Origin of the sequence: Paroceanicella profunda, assembly GCF_005887635.2 — a bacterium.
Taxonomy (GTDB): Bacteria; Pseudomonadota; Alphaproteobacteria; order Rhodobacterales; family Rhodobacteraceae; genus Paroceanicella; species Paroceanicella profunda.
The window spans coordinates 2,752,546-2,771,185 of the sequence record NZ_CP040818.1; the positions used below are offsets into that span (position 1 = coordinate 2,752,546).

At 68.9% G+C, this 18,640-nt stretch carries 16 protein-coding genes and 1 tRNA gene; 11 read left to right on the forward strand and 6 right to left on the reverse strand.

Annotation, left to right across the window (positions count from 1 at the left end):
* Positions 1-20: 20 nt before the first annotated feature.
* The 4 genes from recA (at position 21) to FDP22_RS12250 (ending at position 5,253) form a co-directional block, all read left to right on the forward strand.
* Entirely contained in the window at positions 21-1,064 is a 1,044-nt protein-coding gene (gene recA, locus FDP22_RS12235) for a recombinase RecA (protein ID WP_239031763.1), read from the forward strand.
* A gap of 151 nt (positions 1,065-1,215) precedes the next feature.
* The gene (gene alaS / locus FDP22_RS12240; protein ID WP_138578916.1) at positions 1,216-3,873 is read left to right on the forward strand and encodes an alanine--tRNA ligase; all 2,658 of its coding nucleotides are present in this window, start codon (positions 1,216-1,218) and stop codon (positions 3,871-3,873) included.
* A gap of 29 nt (positions 3,874-3,902) precedes the next feature.
* Positions 3,903-4,190, forward strand: coding sequence for a DUF1330 domain-containing protein (locus FDP22_RS12245; RefSeq protein ID WP_138578914.1), 288 nt, complete (start codon positions 3,903-3,905; stop codon positions 4,188-4,190).
* Between the two features lie 115 nt (positions 4,191-4,305).
* Positions 4,306-5,253, forward strand: a complete 948-nt coding sequence (locus FDP22_RS12250; protein WP_138578912.1) for an aldo/keto reductase — start codon at positions 4,306-4,308, stop codon at positions 5,251-5,253.
* A 595-nt stretch (positions 5,254-5,848) separates the two neighbouring features.
* Here FDP22_RS12250 and FDP22_RS12255 read toward each other — a convergent pair.
* A complete protein-coding gene (locus tag FDP22_RS12255; RefSeq protein WP_138578910.1) occupies positions 5,849-6,742 on the reverse strand; it encodes a LysR family transcriptional regulator in 894 nt (297 codons plus the stop codon).
* Positions 6,743-6,877: 135 nt separating this feature from the next.
* On the opposite strand from FDP22_RS12255, the gene FDP22_RS12260 reads away from it, so the two are divergent.
* Complete coding sequence (locus FDP22_RS12260; protein ID WP_138578908.1) at positions 6,878-7,630, forward strand: SDR family oxidoreductase; 753 nt, start codon at positions 6,878-6,880, stop codon at positions 7,628-7,630.
* An 82-nt stretch (positions 7,631-7,712) separates the two neighbouring features.
* Here FDP22_RS12260 and FDP22_RS12265 read toward each other — a convergent pair whose 3' ends face one another.
* Positions 7,713-8,762, reverse strand: a complete 1,050-nt coding sequence (locus FDP22_RS12265; RefSeq protein ID WP_205910780.1) for an AraC family transcriptional regulator — start codon at positions 8,760-8,762, stop codon at positions 7,713-7,715.
* Here FDP22_RS12265 and FDP22_RS12270 point away from each other — a divergent pair.
* Positions 8,755-9,141 carry a VOC family protein gene (locus tag FDP22_RS12270; RefSeq protein WP_138578906.1) on the forward strand — a complete coding sequence of 129 codons (387 nt, stop codon included), beginning with the start codon at positions 8,755-8,757 and terminating at the stop codon, positions 9,139-9,141. The genes FDP22_RS12265 and FDP22_RS12270 overlap by 8 nt on opposite strands.
* On the forward strand, positions 9,138-10,205 hold the full coding sequence (locus FDP22_RS12275) for a quinone oxidoreductase family protein (protein ID WP_138578904.1): 1,068 nt from the start codon (positions 9,138-9,140) through the stop codon (positions 10,203-10,205). The genes FDP22_RS12270 and FDP22_RS12275 overlap by 4 nt, the downstream gene beginning before the upstream one ends.
* 37 nt (positions 10,206-10,242) lie before the next feature.
* Here FDP22_RS12275 and FDP22_RS12280 read toward each other — a convergent pair whose 3' ends face one another.
* Positions 10,243-11,169: an AraC family transcriptional regulator gene (locus FDP22_RS12280; protein WP_138578902.1), complete on the reverse strand. Its 927-nt coding sequence runs from the start codon at positions 11,167-11,169 to the stop codon at positions 10,243-10,245.
* A 100-nt stretch (positions 11,170-11,269) separates the two neighbouring features.
* Between FDP22_RS12280 and FDP22_RS12285 the strand changes: the two genes are divergently transcribed.
* Positions 11,270-12,298: an SDR family oxidoreductase gene (locus tag FDP22_RS12285; RefSeq protein WP_138578900.1), complete on the forward strand. Its 1,029-nt coding sequence runs from the start codon at positions 11,270-11,272 to the stop codon at positions 12,296-12,298.
* Between the two features lie 323 nt (positions 12,299-12,621).
* Here FDP22_RS12285 and FDP22_RS12290 read toward each other — a convergent pair whose 3' ends face one another.
* The 3 genes from FDP22_RS12290 to FDP22_RS12300 all read right to left on the reverse strand — a co-directional run bounded on the left by FDP22_RS12290 (position 12,622) and on the right by FDP22_RS12300 (position 16,715).
* Positions 12,622-14,460 carry a PA14 domain-containing protein gene (locus FDP22_RS12290; protein WP_170317678.1) on the reverse strand — a complete coding sequence of 613 codons (1,839 nt, stop codon included), beginning with the start codon at positions 14,458-14,460 and terminating at the stop codon, positions 12,622-12,624.
* An 877-nt stretch (positions 14,461-15,337) separates the two neighbouring features.
* Positions 15,338-15,413: transfer RNA gene (locus FDP22_RS12295), tRNA-Gly, on the reverse strand.
* A gap of 99 nt (positions 15,414-15,512) precedes the next feature.
* On the reverse strand, positions 15,513-16,715 hold the full coding sequence (locus FDP22_RS12300) for a pyridoxal phosphate-dependent aminotransferase (protein WP_138578896.1): 1,203 nt from the start codon (positions 16,713-16,715) through the stop codon (positions 15,513-15,515).
* A 200-nt stretch (positions 16,716-16,915) separates the two neighbouring features.
* On the opposite strand from FDP22_RS12300, the gene FDP22_RS12305 reads away from it, so the two are divergent.
* The 3 genes from FDP22_RS12305 (at position 16,916) to FDP22_RS12315 (ending at position 18,632) form a co-directional block, all read left to right on the forward strand.
* Positions 16,916-17,296, forward strand: a complete 381-nt coding sequence (locus tag FDP22_RS12305; RefSeq protein WP_138578894.1) for a helix-turn-helix domain-containing protein — start codon at positions 16,916-16,918, stop codon at positions 17,294-17,296.
* A gap of 171 nt (positions 17,297-17,467) precedes the next feature.
* Entirely contained in the window at positions 17,468-18,388 is a 921-nt protein-coding gene (locus FDP22_RS12310; protein ID WP_138578892.1) for an ROK family protein, read from the forward strand.
* Positions 18,375-18,632, forward strand: a complete 258-nt coding sequence (locus FDP22_RS12315) for a succinate dehydrogenase assembly factor 2 (protein WP_138578890.1) — start codon at positions 18,375-18,377, stop codon at positions 18,630-18,632. The genes FDP22_RS12310 and FDP22_RS12315 overlap by 14 nt, the downstream gene beginning before the upstream one ends.
* The last annotated feature ends 8 nt before the right edge of the window (positions 18,633-18,640 follow it).

Consider the following 18,640-nt stretch of genomic DNA (forward strand, 5'->3'; position numbering starts at 1 on the left):
ATCTGAACGAGAGGCGGGGCATGGACAAGCAGAAGGCGCTGGAATCGGCGATGGCGCAGATCGAGCGCAACTTCGGCAAGGGCTCGATCATGAAGCTCGGCCAGCGCAACGCGGTGATGGACGTGAAGGCGATCTCCACCGGATCGATCGGCCTCGACATCGCGCTCGGCATCGGCGGCCTGCCCAAGGGCCGCATCATCGAGATCTACGGCCCGGAAAGCTCCGGCAAGACCACCCTCGCGCTGCACGTGATCGCGGAGGAGCAGAAGAACGGCGGCGTCTGCGCCTTCGTCGACGCGGAGCATGCCCTCGACCCGTCCTACGCCCGCAAGCTGGGCGTGAACCTCGACGAACTGCTGATCTCCCAGCCCGATGCCGGCGAGCAGGCGCTGGAGATCACCGACACGCTGATCCGCTCCGGCGCGGTGTCGGTGATCGTGGTGGACTCGGTCGCGGCGCTCACGCCGAAGTCCGAGCTCGAGGGCGAAATGGGTGATCACCAGGTCGGCGCCCAGGCCCGGCTGATGAGCCAGGCCATGCGCAAGCTCACCGGGTCGATCTCGCGCTCGAACTGCATGGTGATCTTCATCAACCAGATCCGCATGAAGATCGGCGTGATGTTCGGCAGCCCGGAAACCACCTCGGGCGGCAACGCGCTGAAGTTCTACGCCTCCGTCCGGCTGGACATCCGCCGCATCGGCTCCATCAAGGACCGGGAGGAGACGGTGGGCAACGCCACCCGGGTCAAGGTGGTGAAGAACAAGGTCGCGCCGCCGTTCAAGCAGGTGGAATTCGACATCATGTACGGCGAGGGCATCTCCAAGCTGGGCGAGATCATCGACCTTGGCGTGAAGGCCGGCGTGGTGAACAAGTCCGGCTCCTGGTACTCCTACGGCGACCAGCGCATCGGGCAGGGGCGTGAGAACGCCAAGACCTTCCTGCGCGAGAACGCCACCGTCTCGCTGGAGATCGAGGACAAGATCCGCGCCGCGCATGGGCTCGACTTCGCCATGTCCGGCGATGACGACAGCAGCGGTGGCGATACCGACGTGCTCGAGGCCTGAGATCCGCGCCCGGCCCCCGCGGCCGGGCGCGCCCGCACCGGATCCGTGCCTTCCACCCCCGCGCGATGGTGGACAGCCTGCCGGTGCCAAGATATGACCATGTGCCGATTTCCGGGCCATCGCCCGGAGAACAGACCCCGAGGACACGCACATGGCCAGCCTGAACGACATTCGCAGCACCTTCCTTGAATACTTCGCCAAGGCCGGGCACGAGGTCGTGGCCAGCTCGCCGCTCGTGCCGCGCAACGACCCGACGCTGATGTTCACCAACGCGGGCATGGTGCAGTTCAAGAACGTGTTCACCGGAGTGGAGAAGCGCGACTACGCCCGCGCCACCACCAGCCAGAAATGCGTGCGCGCCGGCGGCAAGCACAACGATCTCGACAATGTGGGCTACACCGCCCGCCACCACACCTTCTTCGAGATGCTGGGCAACTTCTCCTTCGGCGACTACTTCAAGGAGCAGGCGATTCCGCTGGCCTGGGACCTTGTGACGAAGGAATTCGGCCTGCCGAAGGAAAAGCTTCTCGTCACCGTCTATCACGACGACGAGGAGGCGGTGTCGATCTGGAAGAAATACGCCGGGCTTTCCGATGACCGGATCATCCGCATCGCCACCTCCGACAATTTCTGGACCATGGGCGCCACCGGCCCCTGCGGCCCCTGTTCGGAGATCTTCTACGACCACGGCGACCATATCCCCGGCGGCCCTCCGGGCAGCCCGGATGAGGACGGTGACCGGTTCATCGAGATCTGGAACCTCGTGTTCATGCAGTTCGAGCAATTCGAGGACGGCACGCGTTCGGCCCTGCCGCGCCCCTCGATCGACACCGGCATGGGGCTGGAACGTGTCGGTGCCATCCTGCAGGGCAAGCACGACAATTACGATACCGACCTGCTGCGCGCACTGATCATGGCCTCGGCCCAGCTCACCGGGGTGGACCCGGACGGGCCGCAGAAGGTGCATCACCGGGTGATCGCCGACCACCTGCGCTCCACCTCCTTCCTGATCGCCGATGGGGTGCTGCCCTCGAACGAGGGCCGCGGCTACGTGCTGCGCCGCATCATGCGCCGCGCCATGCGCCATGCCCACCTGCTGGGCGCGCAGGACCCGATCATGCACCGCCTCGTGCCCTCGCTGGTGCGCGAGATGGGCCAGGCCTTCCCGGAGCTCTCGCGCGGGCAGGCGATGATCGAGGAGACGCTGCGGCTGGAGGAAACCCGGTTCCGCAAGACGCTGGACCGCGGCCTGCGCATCCTCGACGAGGAACTCGACGCCCTGCCGGAGGGCGCCGCGTTGCACGGCGAGGCGGCCTTCAAGCTCTATGACACCTATGGCTTCCCGCTCGATCTCACGCAGGACGCGCTGCGCGAGAAGGGCCGCACGGTGGACACCGAGGGGTTCGAGACCGCGATGAAGGCGCAGAAGGCGATGGCCCGCGCGGCCTGGTCCGGCTCCGGCGAAGCCGCGTCCGACGGGATCTGGTTCGATCTGGCGGACCGGTTCGGCTCCACCGAGTTCCTCGGCTATGATGCGGAGCAGGCGGAGGGCCAGATCATGGCCATCCTCTCCGAAGGGGCGGAGGTCGACAGTGCCGGCACGGGTACGTCCGTCATCCTGGTGCTGAACCAGACGCCCTTCTATGGCGAGAGCGGCGGCCAGGTGGGAGACCGTGGCACGGTGCGCACCGATGCGGGCCTGGTGAAGATCACCGATGTGAAGCGGTTCCAGGGCGTGTTCGCGCATTTCGGCGAGGTTGTCGAAGGCACGGTCACGCGTGGCGAGGGGGCGGAGCTGGTGGTGGACGCCGGGCGGCGCTCCGCGATCCGCGCCAACCATTCCGCCACCCACCTGCTGAACGAGGCGCTGCGCGGCGCCCTTGGCGCGCATGTGGCGCAGCGGGGCAGCCTCGTCTCCGATGAACGGCTGCGCTTCGATTTCTCGCACAATCACCCGATGAGCCCGGCGGAGATCGCCGCGGTGGAGGCCGAGGTGAACCGCTACGTGCGCCAGAACGGCAGCGTGGAGACCCGGCTGATGACGCCGGACGAGGCGCGCGACCTGGGCGCGCAGGCGCTGTTCGGTGAGAAATACGGCGACGAGGTGCGCGTGGTCTCCATGGGCGCGCGCGCGCCGGGGGACACCGGTGCTGCCGGCAAGATCTATTCGCTGGAGCTGTGCGGCGGCACCCATGTGGCGCGGCTGGGCGAGATCGGGCTGTTCAAGATCGTGGGGGAAAGCGCCTCCGCGCAGGGGGTGCGCCGGGTCGAGGCGCTCACCGGTGCCGCGGCGCTGGACTGGATCGAGGCGCGCGAGGCGGCCCTGTCGCGCACCGCCGCGGTGCTGAAGGCGCCGGCGGAGGAGATCGCGGACCGGGTGCGCGCGCTGATGGAGGAGCGTCGGGCCCTGCAGGGCGAGGTCTCCGACCTGCGCAAGCAGCTCGCGCTGGCCGGCGGCCCGCGCGAGGAAGCCGAGGCGCGCGAGATCGGCGGCGTCCGCTTCATCGGCCGGGTGCTGCAGGGGGTCACCGGCAAGGACCTGCGCGGCCTGATCGACGAGCACAAGGCGCAGCTCGGCTCCGGCGCGGTGCTGCTGATCGCCGACACCGGCGCGAAGCCGGCCGTTGCGGCGGGCGTGACCGCGGATCTCACCGACCGGGTGTCGGCGGTGGATCTGGTGCGGGCGGCGGCCGTGGTGCTCGGCGGCAAGGGCGGCGGCGGACGGCCCGACATGGCCCAGGCCGGTGGCGAGGACGTGTCCCGCGCCGAGGAGGCCATCGCGGCCGCCGAGGCCGTGCTCGCCGGCTGATCGACATCACAGGAAGGGGAGAAGCGCTGATGCCTGCAGGATACTGGATCGCCCATGTCGCGGTCACCGACGAGGAGGCCTACGGCCGCTACGCGAAACTGGCCGGCCCGGCCATCGCGCTGCACGGCGGCGCATTTCTCGCGCGTGGCGGGCGGTATGTCTCGCTGGAGGGCCAGGCGCGCGCGCGCAACGTGCTGGCGCGCTTTCCCTCGGTGGAGGCCGCGGAGGCCTGCTACCGCTCGCCCGAGTACCAGGAGGCGTTGTCGCATGCGCGCGGCGCCTCCGAGCGCGACCTGATCATCATCGAGGGCGTCTGAGCCCGTCCCCTGCCGGGCGCCGGGGCATGTGCCCGCGGGCCCCGGCAATGGTTGACGCCGCGCGCCGGGCCTGATCTGCCTGTCCTCGCAACAGTTTGAGGAAGGGAGATCCGCGATGATCAGACGCGCGCTCGGCACGACGGGATTTGAGATTGCCCCGCTGGTCTTCGGCGGCAACGTCCTGGGCTGGACCGCCGACGAGGCCCGGAGCTTCGAGGTGCTCGACGCTTTCGTCGACCACGGGTTCAACGCCATCGACACCGCCGATGTCTATTCCGCCTGGGCTCCGGGCAATTCGGGTGGCGAATCCGAGACCATCCTCGGCAGGTGGCTGAAGGCGCGGCCCGGCATGCGCGAGCGGATCGTGCTGTTCACCAAGGTGGGCTCCGCGATGGGCGCACCGGAGCGCAAGGGCCTGTCGCGGCGCTGGATCCTGCAGGCTGTGGAGGATTCGCTGCGCCGGCTCGGGGTGGAGAGCATCGATCTCTATTTCTCCCACTGGCCGGACGATACGCCGCCCGAGGAGACGCTGGGCGCCTATGACACGCTGCTGAGGGCCGGAAAGATCCGCGCCATCGGGGCGTCGAATTTCGATGCCGGGCAGCTTGCCGCGTCGCTGGCCGCCGCCGATGCTGGCCTGCCGGCCTATCAGGTGCTGCAGCCGGAGCTGAACCTCTACAACCGCGGAGGGTTCGAGGGCGCGCTGCAGGAGCTCTGCGTGGCCCGGCAGATCGGAGTGGTGACCTATTTCAGCCTCGCCTCCGGTTTCCTGTCCGGCAAGTACCGCTCGAAGGCGGACCTCTCCGTGAGTGCGCGGGGCAGTTCGGTGGAGAAATACCTCGACGAGAAGGGCCTGCGCGTGCTCGCCGCGCTCGACACCGTGGCGGAGCGGCAGGGCGCACAGCCGGCCGATGTCTCCCTCGCCTGGCTGATGGCGCATCCCGGGGTGACGGCGCCCATCGCCAGTGCGACGACGCCCGCACAGGTGGAGAGCTTCGCGCGCGCCGCGGACCTGTCACTCACAGCGGATGACATGGCCCTGCTGAATTCCGCGGGTCTCTGACGCCGGCAGGGCGGGTTCCCCCGAGCCGACAGCGCGCCGGCCCGCCCGGCCGCACCCCGGCCCAGGGCGGGCAGAATGGCCGGGAAGGGGCGTTTCGAGACGCCAGCCGGGCCGGCCGCAGAGGCGAGTGCGGGGCCGGCGTCCGGGCTTGCGACGCAGATCAGGCGGCGCGCCCCCGGGCCGCCGCATCGTGACGCCTTCGGCCCGCGACCGGGCACGCGCGCGGATCCTAGCGCCGATCCTGTGCTTCGGGAGATCGGCCGGTCGGTCGCCTGCAGGCGGGTTTGCACCGCAGGTCAGCGCGCCGTGGACCATGGAAGATTGCGAGACATTGCAAAGCCGGCAACACCGGTCGGACAGGGGGCCCGGATGATACCGGCCGGCGCTGCCCTTTGCTGGCCGTATGGCGCGGTTGCGGCCGTGTTCTTCCACCGCGATGTCGCCGGCCGGAACATGACGTTTCGTTTCCCCATATTGATGCGCGCCGGCGGCCGGCTTCGGATCGTTTCCTGCCGTGCGGGTGCCCTCGGCCCCGGCCGACGCGGGGTCGGTTCCCCTGCAGGCCGGCCGCAATGCGGGGGGAGGCGCTCAGGGGCTACGCCGTCGCGTTCAGCGCCTCCACCCTGCTGAAGGCATCGGCGATGAAGTCCATGAAGGCTACGGCCCGGCGGGGAAGCAGCCGGTTCGCGACGTAGAGCATGTGAATGGGAACCGGCGGCGCCTCATACCCCCGAAGCACGCGCCGGAGCCGGCCGGTCCTGAGACCGTCTTCGAAAAGCCAGGACGGCCCGAGGGCGACGCCGAGCCCTGCCAGAGCGGCTTCTCGCACGGCCTGGGGAGAGTTCACGCGGAGACGGCCCGAGACAGGCACCTCAATCCTCGAGAAGCGCCACACGGCGCCGGTGGAAAGGAGGGAGTAGACGATGCAATCGTGCTGTCCGAGATCCTCAGGCGTGTGCGGTGTGCCGCGCGCCGCAATGTAACCCGTCTCGGCCACACACACGCGCTTGAACACTCCGATGCGCCGCGCCCGCAATGCGCTGTCGCTCAGCTCGCCGATGCGCAGCGCAAGCTCGGCGCCCTCGTCGATCAGATTCACGAAGCGATCGGAGATCTGAAGGTCGAGTTCGAGATCCGGGTTCGCCCGCAGAAAGGACGGAACCAGCGGCATCACGAACTCATGCGCCAGCGCGGTCGGGCAGGCAACGCGCAGCAGCCCGGCGGGTGCGACTTCGCTCCGGAGGGAGGATTCCGCTTCGGCGACCGCATCGAGTATGCGGCGGGCCTCGGCGTAGTAGCGTTCGCCCTCGGGGGTCAGATGCAGCTTTCGGGTCGATCGCTGCAGAAGCCGGCGGTGAAGATGGCTTTCGAGCGCCGCCACGTATCGGCTGACGTTCGGCTGGCTCAGCCCGAGATCCCGCGCCGCCGCCGAGAAGCTGCCCATCTCCGCGGTCCGCGCAAAGCACTGCATCAGCAGGAAACGGTCCATGGCATTCCGATATATACACTCACTGTATTGATATTATGCGAAACTGCCGGCTTATGCCAGAGAGCGTATAGGTCCATCTGTCGGACCGTGAGGAGCAGCCGCCCTGGCTGGTCCCGCGAGCCAAGGAGAACCCGCATGTCACGTCTTTCCGGCAAACGCGTCCTGATCACTGGCGGCACGAGCGGCATCGGCCTGGCCACCGCCCGGCGCTTCCTCGAGGAGGGCGCCCGCCTCATCGTTACCGGAGTGAATCCGGACACCCTGGCCAAGGCACAGGCCGAGCTCGGCCCGGATGTCACCGTGCTCAGCGCGGATTCGGCCAGCGTCGACGCCCAGCGCGCGCTGGCCCGAACGGTCGCCGCCGAGTTCGGTCATCTCGACGTCGCGTTTCTCAACGCGGGCGTATCCGTCTGGCAACCGATCGAGGACTGGACCGAGGAGGCCTTCGACCGCTCCTTCGCGATCAACGTCAAGGGCCCCTACTTCCTCGTTCAGGCGCTGGTGCCGGTCTTCGCAAAGCCGGCGTCGGTTGTGCTCAATACCTCGATCAACGCCCATGTCGGGGCGGCCCGATCCTCCGTCTACGCGGCCACGAAGGCGGCGTTTCTGAACATGGCCAAAACGCTGTCGACAGAACTGCTGGAGCGCGGTGTCCGATTCAACGCCGTCAGCCCCGGCCCGGTGGACACGCCGCTCTATGACAAGCTCGGCATTCCGGAGGCGTATCGCGCGCAAGTGGACACCGACATCCTTGCGACGATTCCGTTCGGCCGTCTCGGCGCGCCGGAGGAGATCGCAAGCGCCATCCTCTACCTCGCCTCCGACGAGTCCGCCTGGACGCTCGGCACGGAGATCGTCGTCGACGGCGGCCGCACCCTCAACGGCTGAGGGGGACCCCAGACGCTCCGGGCGCCGCTCGCGGCCGCTCTCCGGGCCTGCGGGGCCCGGCGCCTGGAGCCCCGGTGGCGGTTCAGTCGACCTGAGGCGCCACCACCTGCTGCTGCCGCTTCCGGTAGCGGCCAGGGCTCTCGCCGAACTTTCGCTTGAAGGCCAGGCTGAAGGCGGTTTCCGATTCGTAGCCGATGGCTGCGGCAATGTCCGCGAGAGGCGCTCTCTCCCGCTTCAGCGCCTCGCGCGCCTTCATCATGCGCCAATGGATCAGATATTCGAGGGGTGCGAGGCCGACGAGCCGCCTGAACCGGTCCGCGAAGGCGGTGCGCGACATGCCGACGGCTGCCGCGAGCTCCGCCACCCGCCAGCGCCGGGCGAGGTCGCAGTGCATCGCCCGGATCGCCGCCCCGACCCGACGATCGTTCAGCGCACCCAGCCAGCCGGACGGCCGCTCGCCGCCGGCGAGGTGGAGGCGCAGGATGTTGACCAGAATGATGGCACAGATCCCGCTGCCGATGGCGGCGGTGCCCGGGCGTCGCGTTTCGGTCTCGTGGGTGATGAGCGCCAGGGCGGCCCGCAGTGCCCCCGCCTGTGGGTCGCTTCCCCGGATATGAAGGAGTGGCGGAAGCATCGACAGAAGCAGGCCAGAGGTTTCGTCATCCAGCACGAAACGGCCGCCAACCCCGACGCTTCGCGGCGCGCCGCTGCCGAAACGCACCACGCCATCGGCCTGCAAGTGCCTGTCCATGACGCCGAGACCGTCCATCGGCACCGCGTCGCGGTCGCTGGCAAAGCAGTACGGCCCACCATCGGTGAGGAGATAGAAATCCCCCGCCTCCAGCTCCAGCATCCCGGCTCCGCTCTCGGTCCACAGCCAGCGCGTGCCCTCGATCACGCCGCCGAACTTCATGTGGCGATAGGCGGGAAAGCGCAGGGCCCAGGGCCCCGATGCCTCGATCCGGCGGGAGAGAAAGCTCCGCACGTCAAGAAGGGCCAGCATGTCGCTCAGCGGGTCGCACGCGCGAAGTTCGGACGATTGAATAGGAATCATGGTGCCCGCATTATGGAAATGCAGGGCGGAACCGCAAGAATGCTCGGGACCTTCACCACGAGGACCGTTCATGCGCATTCTGGAACACTGCTTTCGGGTCCATGCAGACCCCGACCATTTTGACGAAGCCATCGCCTTCTACGAGGCGCTGCAGGGGGTCGCCTGCGCCCGCCGCCTGACGATTGCGGAGACCGGCGTCAGGGTCGCCCGGATCGGGGGAGTCCTGCTTCTGTCGGGCACCGAAGAGCAGCTCGCCCCGGCGCGGCCGGTCGCTGCGATCTTCTATGTCGATGCGCTGGACGAGGCCGCGGCCTGGCTGACAGCCAGGGGCGCCGGAATCCTGCGCGCGCCACGTGCCGTCACCGGTGGGGCCAACCTGCTGGCGCGCCATCCCGACGGTCTCGTCGTCGAGTACTTCGAAGCCGCGTCCGCGCGTCGACAGGGGCAAAGCTCATGAAAGCCTGGAGGATAGACCGCCTCGGCGGCACGCTCAGCCTTGTCGAGCGTGCCGTGCCCGCGCTGCGCCCCGGCAGCGTGCTCGTCCGCCTCCAGGCCCAGTCGCTGATGTCCTACCTGAGGCCCTATCTGGAAGGCGCGTTGCCGGCCTACCGTGCCCCGGAGGGCTTTACGCCCGGCGGCAACGGCGTCGGCATCATCGAAGCGGTGGGGGACGATGTCTGGCATCTGGGACCGGGACAGCGGGTCATCCTCTCGTCGCATCTGGTCGCGCGCGAGAATGTTCAGAAGCCGGGCCAGATCCTCCTCGGCGTGACCTCTCCGGGCGGAGCCGGAGATGCGCTGCAGGCATCTTGGAAGGACGGCACTCTGGCCGAATATGCGCTTGTCCCCGCGCACCTCGCCACGCCGCTGGAGGGGCTGGACCATCTTGATCCGGTTCGGCTTGCGGTGCTGACACGGCTGGTCGTGCCCTATGGCGGGCTGCTCCGTGGGCGCCTGGCGGCGGGAGAGACGGTGATCGTCAATGGCGCGACCGGCGCCTATGGAACGGCGGCGGTGTTCGTTGCCATCGCGATGGGCGCCGCACGGGTCGTGGCGGCGGGGCGCAACGGCGACGTTCTGCGCCGGCTCGCCGAGGCGGCGGGCCCTCTGGTCAGGCCGGTGGCGCTCACCGGCGATGTGGCAGCCGACACCGCGCGTCTGCGCGACGCCGCCGGCGGAGGCGCTCCTCTCGCGCTGGACATGATCGGGGGCGCCTCCGACGCAGGGTCGACGCGCGCCGCCCTGGGCGCGCTTCACCGGGGCGGCCGGCTCGTCATGACGGGAAGTGCGCATGCGCCGCTCCCGCTCGATTATCTGCAGATGATGTTCAACACCCTCGAGGTGCTCGGCAATTTCATGCATCCGGCCGATGCGCATCTGCGCCTTGCCGCCCTGGTCCGCTCGGGTCGTCTGTCGCTCGACGCGATCGCCACGCAGGCCTTTGCGCTGCCCGATCTCGATCGGGCGATGACGGCAGCGGCCGAGGCCGGCAGCCTGGAGATGGTCGTGGTGACCTCGTGAGCGGTCGGGCGGGGGACACGCCCGCGGCGATCCGGCCTCAGTCGGCGTCGCCTCCCGCGTGCCGTTCGCGCCACAGCGAGGGCGAAAGCCCGGTCATCCGCTTGAAGGCAGTGCTGAACGCCCCTTGCGACGCATAGCCGGTGAGGGCAGCAACCGAAGCGACGGAGAGCCCCTCGTCGCGCAGCGCCCTGCAGGCGAGGTGCATGCGCCAGCGCGCGAGATAGCCGAGCGGCGCGATACCGGCCTGCGCGGTGTAGCGCGCGGCGAAGGTCGACCGCGACATCGCGCAGGCCCGCGCCAGCTCCCCGAGATGCCACGCGCGCGCCGGCTCGTCATGCATGAGCTCAACGGCCGGCGCCAGGCGCGGATCGCCCAGCGCGCGCAACCACCCCGGCGGGATGCGGCCGCCACCGCCCAACTGGGCCCGCAGGATCTGCACGAACAGCAACTGTGCCAGTTGCGACGCGACCAGGGCACCACCCGGGAGGCGCTGCTTGCGTTCGCTCACCAGTTCGCTGAGCAACCAGCGAAACCGTGCCGCCTGCTCGCGCGCACCCTCGATGCGCAGCCATGGCGGCAGCGCTTCCGACAGGAGTGTTCCACTGGTCGGATCGAGCAGGATGTGGCCGCCCACATAGCTGCAATCCTGTCCGTCGCCCAAGGTCACGAACGAGCGGCCGCGCCCGGAAAACAGCTCCATCGCGTCCAGCGGTGCCACCGACGGGTCGCTCGACACTGTGTAGGACCGTCGCGCCGTCAGCAGCCCCACGTCACCCTGTTCGAAGCGCAGCGGCGGCTCTCCGTCGATCCGGGCCCAGCATGCGCCCTTCGTCAGGGCGAAGAACTTGATCGAATTGGGGGCGGGAAACCGCAGGGCCCATGGTGCCGAAGCGTCGAAGCCGCCGGTCACCATCGTTTCCACCGTCGCCAGGCGCAGAATTTCGGACAGAACATCAGCGGGCATCCCGGACTGTCGCGTACATCTCGTGGACGTTCAAGCATTCGGAATCCGAGAGTCCTGCCTATCTCCTGAGCGACGACACCAACGCGCTTCGGGAGCAGCCATGCCAGACGACACCATCCTCATCACCGGGGCGACCGGATTTATCGCCCAGCACACGATCATCGCCGCGCTCGCCGCCGGTTTCCGGGTGCGCACCGCCATCCGTTCGCTCGGCCGTGCGGACGAGGTTCGCGCCTATCTGGCTCATGGCGGTGCCGAGCCGGGAGACCGACTGAGCTTCGTGGAGACCGACCTGCTCAAGGACGAAGGATGGGCCGAGGCCGCGCAGGGCTGCGCCTATGCCATTCACAGTGCGTCCTCGACCCCCTCGGGGCATTATGCGAGCGAAGATGACTGGATCCGGCCGGCCGTGGACGGCAATGTGCGGCTGCTCCGCGCCGCCCGCGCCGCCGGCGTGAAACGTGTCGTGCTCACCTCCGCCTTCGGAGCCATCGGCGCGGGCAGGGCCAGCCCCGGCCGCCCCTTCACCGAGGAGGACTGGAGCGATCTGAACGGCAACATCGCTCCCTATCAGAAATCCAAAACGCTTGCGGAACGCGCCGCGTGGGATTTCATCGCGAGGGAGGGCGGTGCCATGGAACTTGCGACGGTCAATCCGACCGCCGTCCTCGGGCCGGCACTGGGGCCGGACACGTCGCATTCGCTGATGATGCTGAAAGGCATGATCGAAGGGCAGGCCGGCCAGCCGCGGATCCGGTCATGTTTCGTCGACGTGCGCGATGTGGCCGACCTTCACTTGCGGGCGATGACCGCTGCGGCCGCGGCCGGCGAACGCTTCCTCGCGACCGCGGGCGACGCGCTCTGGCTCGTCGACGTGGCCAGGATCGTCACGGAACGCCTCGGCGACCAGGCGCGAAGGGTGTCGACCAGGGAGGTTCCCGACGCGGATATGCGGGCCGCTGCCGAAACCGATCCCAGGGCACGGGCGCTTCTTCCTCTGCTGGGCATCGATCTGTCCGCCAGCAGCGAGAAGGCCAGGCGCCTCCTGGGGTGGCAGCCGCGACCGCCGGCCGATGCGATCGAGGCGGCCGCGCGGAGCATGATCGAGGTCGGGATCATCAAGGCCTGAGAAGCGGTCCGGATGATGTCAGGGCGGGGCGCGGCCGGGCCCGCCCTCCGTCTCGCCAGCCCCGAGGGACCGGCAGGCGCCCCGAGCGGACGGCCAGCCATCCTGTCGGGGGGGCGAGGTGTGCAAGGCGCGCGCGGTTGACACTGCCGCGCGCTTCCCGCCGTCCCCGACGGCAGGTGCCGGAGACGACCGTGGCAGCATGCGGGCCCGGCACCGTGTTCGGCAACATATCGAGCAGGGGCCCGAGGCGCGGATGGATCGGAACCGGGCGGCGCATGCGGCAGACTGCCACGCGCGTACGGCCAGGGCTTTGCTGCTCCGGCCTACAGGTCGGGCTGCTTTCCGTCACGGGCAACACGTTCGGCCGTTGCGGTGGCGATGCTGTCGCGGGCGTTTTGCACCTGCCAGGCCAGGCCCGCCAGTTCATCCGACCAGCGCCGCGCCAGCACATCCTGCGGATCGTAGAGCGCAAAGCTCACGGCCGCCAGCGTGTCGGTCGGGCGGCTGTAGGCGGGATGGCCAACGACGAACTGGAGGCCGCAGCCTTGTCGCGTCGGGAATTCGAGGTCGGGCAGCCTGCCGCCCAGATCGCCCAGTTCAGCGTAATGGAGCGCGCCTGTGTCTGTCCCACCGGGATACTTGTTGCTGCAGCGGTCGGACGCTGCCGCATCCAGACGCCCACCCGCAGTGTCGAAGGACCAGGCCAGTCGCCCGCCGTGCCCCGCGCCCAGCGTCCGGGTGCGCGAGGGCGGACCATATTTCCGCTCCAGCGCGGCATGGAGGGTCTCGGCCGTCACCCGGTCCGCCTCGACCGGGATCCAGATACGCACCAGGCCCCAGGGCCGGCTGTCCGGCTGGAAGCCGGACGGATCCCGGCTGAGGATGAGGAACTCGTTCTCGGGATAGACGCGCAGATCATCCGGTTCGGCATCCGGCGTCGAGAAGCTCAGATAGGGGCCCGCCAGGCTGGTGCTGACGGTCGTCCAGGCCGGATCGGTCGGATGAGGTTCGTAGGAGGCGACAGGATCTTTCGGAATTGCGCTTTGCGGCGCAGGATCGCCCGCGGGCGTGAAATTGGCGGAGACCCGGGCCATCATTTCGCCCAGGCGAGGGGCCAGCGTCACGCCCGCAAGGTCGAGCGGCCTCGCCGGCATGGTCGAGGTCGTCACCTCCGGCCCGGTCAGGCGTGGCAGCGGCAGGGTCAGGTCCAGGTCACCCACCCTGCCGCTGATCGCCAGCCTGCCCTCGCCGTCCAGCCCGTCGATGACGAAGGAAGTGCCGGCCGGATTGCAGTCGTTGCCGTCTTCGCGCATCTGCGCGAACCGTTCGGCCGCAGCAAACACGGCATGGCAATTGACCGCCCCGCCGCTGGACAGCGACAGCAGCGCGGCTTCGGGCGACGAGATGAAGGAGGCCGTCAGCAGGCCGCCCTGAACCTTGAAACGCTGGAACCACATGCCGATGGTCTGCTCAGGCTGTGCCGCCGGTTCGGGCGTGGCGGCGACAGGCTCTTGCGGGGACTGTTCGGAGGTTGGCTCCGCAGCGGGCAGGCCGCCATCCGCCCCGGCGACCGCCGGCGCCCCGGCCGGGGCATCGGGATATTTCGGGGCCAGGATGCCGCCCTCGATCACCGGATCGTAGCCGCCCTCAGGGCGCTCGTTCGACAGCTCGATCAGCCCGCCGCCGGACACCTCGACGAAATAGAGCTCGATGCTGTGGGCGCCGGGCCGGAGCGCGATCTCCCCCCAGTTCTCGGTGGGCGGGTGGAAATTGCCATCGGCGATGACGGGCTGCCCGTCCACCAGCAGGAAGACGGCATCGTCATTGCGGGTCTTGAACACGAACCGGCCGGGCCTTTCGGTCATGAAGGTTCCGGTGGCGCGCAGCACGAAAGTGTCGTTCACGCCGTCATTGCCGGTGTAGCCGCCCGCCGCCGGGAACGGCAGCGTCTCGGGAAACTCGCCATCGGCATCGCCGTAGTCGCTGAAATCGATACGGTCGGTCGTCACCGTGGCAGCGGGCGCGACGGCGGCCATGTGAGCGCGGATCGTCTCCAGAGAGCCGTCGACGAAACCCGAATACTGCGCGACCTCGAAAGCCTCAGCCCCGGTGCCGGCGGCAAACAGCGCTATGGCGCCGGCGAATACTGCTGTCTTGTGCATGAAACCCCGGCGTCTCCCGAAATACGGCCCGTCATAATGGCGGAATACTGTCATTGGAACATGACATTCGCAACACAATCACCGCGCCCTCTGCCGCCCGGCAGGGACATTTCCGTTCTCGACGGCCCGCCGCCGCGCACCGCGCGATCCATGGGTGTTGTGTGGACAGCGAAGCGGGCTGGACCTGCCTCGTGCCGCCGTTGCGGCAGGCCGTCCCCTGGGGGGCGCCGCTCCCACCCTGTCGGCCACCGGCATGGGAGACAGGTGGGCGGACAGATGAAGCGCCCGGACCGCGCGGCGACGGGTGCGCCCGGGCGGCCCCTGGCCCCCGTCCATGAGGGTGGGGAGAGCGCGACTGGCCGGCTGATGCGCGAGGGGCCCGGCGGCGGAGCATGTGCGCCGGGACATGGCAGTTCAAACGCTGCGGAGTGGGGAGCCAATTGCCACACTTGCCCGGCGGAACGGTGTCCGGCTGAGCTTCCCGGCGGAGCACGGCGGGGTGGGGCGAAGCCAAGGGCGCGGCCGGCCGCAGGGTGATCATGCTGTGGTGCCGGATCTCATTCCCCCTCACCGCGTGTCAATGGCGCGAGGCCCCGTCTGCTCTCGCTGGCGAGGAGATCTGTTCGTTGCGGGGTAGGGGAAGGGCGACGCCCCGGGTCACCGCCTCCCGGACCTTCCGCGAAAGGAGAAGGGGTGGGTTTGCGCGTGCAGGGCGATGCAATGGCCGAAAAGACGAATCGAGATCGTCGAACGGATCACTGTGGGCGGAGTGCGGGTGGCATCATGCAATCCGTTGCAGCCCTGCACCCGTTCGTTCCGTCCACGCCCGCGCCGCCCCGAAGGGCTTGCACGCAACGCATTGAAATATCTGGATATTTGGAGCGGGCGACCGGGTTCGAACCGGCGACCCTCAGCTTGGGAAGCTGATGCTCTACCAACTGAGCTACACCCGCCTTGTCGCGCAACATACAGCGCCGGAGGCCGGGCGCAAGTGGTATTTCGCGGGGCGGGAGGGGGGGAGGCAGGCCGCCGGGGCCTGCCTCCGCAAGGGGTCAGGAGAGGCTGGCGCAGAAGGCCTTGATGCGCCGCGCGGCCTCGATGAGGTTCTCGTCCGAGGTCGCGTAGCTCACCCGGAAGTTCGGGCTGAGGCCGAAGGCCGCGCCATGGACGACCGCCACGCCCTCGGCCTCGAGCAGCTCGGTCACGAAGTCCTCGTCCGTGGCGATCACCTTGCCGGCGGGGGTCTTCTTGCCGATCACCCCGGCGATGGAGGGGTAGACGTAGAAGGCGCCCTCCGGGGTGGGGCACTCGATGCCCGCGCAGTCGTTCAGCAGGCCGACGATGAGGTCCCGCCGGCGCTGGAAATGCGCGAGGCTCATCGGGATGTAGTCCTGCGGGCCGTTGAGTGCCTCCACCGCCGCCCATTGCGAGATCGAGGACGGGTTGGTGGTAGACTGGCTCTGCAGCTTGCGGATGGCGGTGATCAGCTCCACCGGGCCGGCGGCATAGCCGATGCGCCAGCCGGTCATCGCGTAGGCCTTGGAGACACCGTTCACCGTGAGCGTGCGCTCGTAGAGGCCCGGCTCCACCTCGGCGGGGGTGCAGAACTCGAAGGGCGGGTAGGCGATGTGCTCATACATGTCATCGGCCATCAGCCACACATGCGGATGGCGCATCAGCACCTCGGTAAGGGCCTTCACCTCCGAGCGGGTGTAGCCGGCGCCGGTGGGGTTGGAGGGCGAGTTGAACACCAGCCACTTGGTCTTCGGCGTGATCGCGGCCTCGAGCTGCTCGGGGGTGATCTTGAAGCCCTGATCCAGCCCGGCTTCCACGATCACTGGCGTGCCGCCGCCCAACAGCACCATGTCCGGGTAGCTCACCCAGTAGGGCGCGGGGATGATCACCTCGTCCCCTGGATTCAGCGTGGCCACCAGCGCGTTGTAGATCACGTGCTTGCCGCCCACGCCCACGGTCACCTGGTTGGGCTGGTACGTAAGGCCGTTCTCGCGCGCGAACTTGGCGCAGATCGCCTGCTTCAGCTCGGTGATGCCGTCGGGGGGCGTGTACTTGGTGCGGCCCTCGTCCATCGCGCGCTTGGCGGCGTCCTTGATGTTCTCGGGCGTGTCGAAATCGGGTTCGCCGGCGCCCAGGCCGATCACGTCGCGGCCGGCGGCCTTCAGCTCCGCCGCCTTGGTGGTGACCGCCACGGTCGGTGAAGGTTTCACGCGGGCGAGGCTTTGCGAAAGGAAGGTCATCGGATGCTCCGGATGGGTCAGGAATGGCGCAGCAATACTGCCGCAACGTCAGGACGGCAAGCCGAAGGGCGGCGCGAATCGCCGCGCGGGGCGGGAAAATCGCACCCCCGCGCCGGAGCGGTGCGGGAGCGGCGCTTTTTTCCCGCGCCCCCGCATGCTAGGGAGAGCGCCCGGGATGAAACGACCAGAAAGGTTCGCGAATGACCTCCGAGGAAGACTGGGGCACGGACGATTACACCGACGGCGCCGCCACCTTCGGCGACAGGGTGACCGCCGCGCGCGAGGCCCTGGGGCTGAGCGTCGCGCAACTTTCGCGCCAGCTCGGCGTGAAGACCGAGACCATCCTGAACTGGGAGGCCGATCGCTCCGAGCCGCGCGCCAACAAGCTGCAGATGCTCGCCGGGGTGCTGAATGTCTCGCTGGTCTGGCTGATGACGGGCGAGGGCGAGGCCCCCTCGGTGGAGGCGGACGGCGCGGACGGGGTTCCGGCCCCGCTGCTGCAGGAGATCCGAGCCATCCGCATCGAGCAGCTCCGCCTGGCCGAGCGGCTTGCGCGGCTGCTGCGCAGGATCCCCGGCTGACAGGCGCAAGACCGGCGGACGGCGCGGCGCGGTGCAACAGATCTGGACAGCGGCGCCCGGCGCGACAAGTGTGCGGGAAGGGCGCGGCCCGCTCCGCCGCCCGGACGCAGGAGGGCATCCCCCGGCAGGGAGCCGGCCGGGCCGCGGAGCAGTGAGTGAAGGGAGAGCAGAGTGGGCATCGGGGTTGATTTCGGCGGCACCAAGATCGAGGCGGTATATCTCACCGAGACCGGCGAGGAGCGCGGCCGTATGCGCGTGCCGACGCCGCGGGGCGACTACCAGGGCTCCGTGCGCGCCGTGACGGAGCTGGTGCGCGCGGTCGAGGCCGCCGCGGGCGCCGCCGGTGCGCCGGTGGGCGTGGGCATCCCGGGCTCGATCTCGCCGCACACCGGCTTCGTGCGCAACGGCAACGCCACCTGGCTGTTCGAACACCCTTTCGACCTGGACCTCGGCGCCGCGCTCGGCCGCCCGGTGCGGGTGACCAACGATGCGAACTGCCTCGTTCTCTCCGAGGCGCTCGACGGGGTGGCGAAGGGTGCGAAATCCGTGTTCGGCGTGATCCTGGGCACCGGGGTCGGCTGCGGCACGGTGATCGATGGCCGGATCCTGGAAGGCTACAACGGCATCGGCGGCGAATGGGGGCATATCCCGCTCATCGCCACCACGCCGGAGGAACTGCACGGCCCGCGCTGCTTCTGCGGGCGGCACGGTTGCCTGGAAATGTGGCTGTCCGGCCCGGCACTTGCGCAGGATTTCGCCCGCGCCCTGGCGCAGGGCGAGGCGCCGAAATCGCGCGAGATCGTCGAACTGGCCGAGGCGGGGGACCCCGAGGCCCGCGCGGCGCTTGACCGCCATGTCCAGCGTCTCGCCCGCATGCTGGGGATGATCGTGAACATCATCGACCCGGAGGTGATCGTGCTGGGCGGCGGCTTGTCGAACATGGAGCATCTCTATACCGAGGTGCCCGCGGCGATGATGCCGCATGTCTTCGCCGATTCCGCGAAGATCAATCTGCGCAAGGCGCTGCATGGAGACAGTTCGGGCGTGCGTGGCGCGGCCCGGCTCTGGGAGCAGGATTATGGATTCAACTGAAATCACCCTCAAGCGCCTGCGGATCCGCAGCTGGCGGCGGGGCATGAAGGAGATGGACATCATCCTCGGCGGCTTTGCCGACACCCGTCTCGCCAGCCTCGCGCCCGAGCGCCTCGCCGGCTACGAGCGCCTGCTGGAGGAGAACGACCAGGACCTTTTCCTCTGGGTCACCGGCCGCGCCCCGGTGCCGGAAGCCCACGCGGGCATCGTGGCCGAAATCCGCGACGGCATGGGACCAAAATAGGAACATTT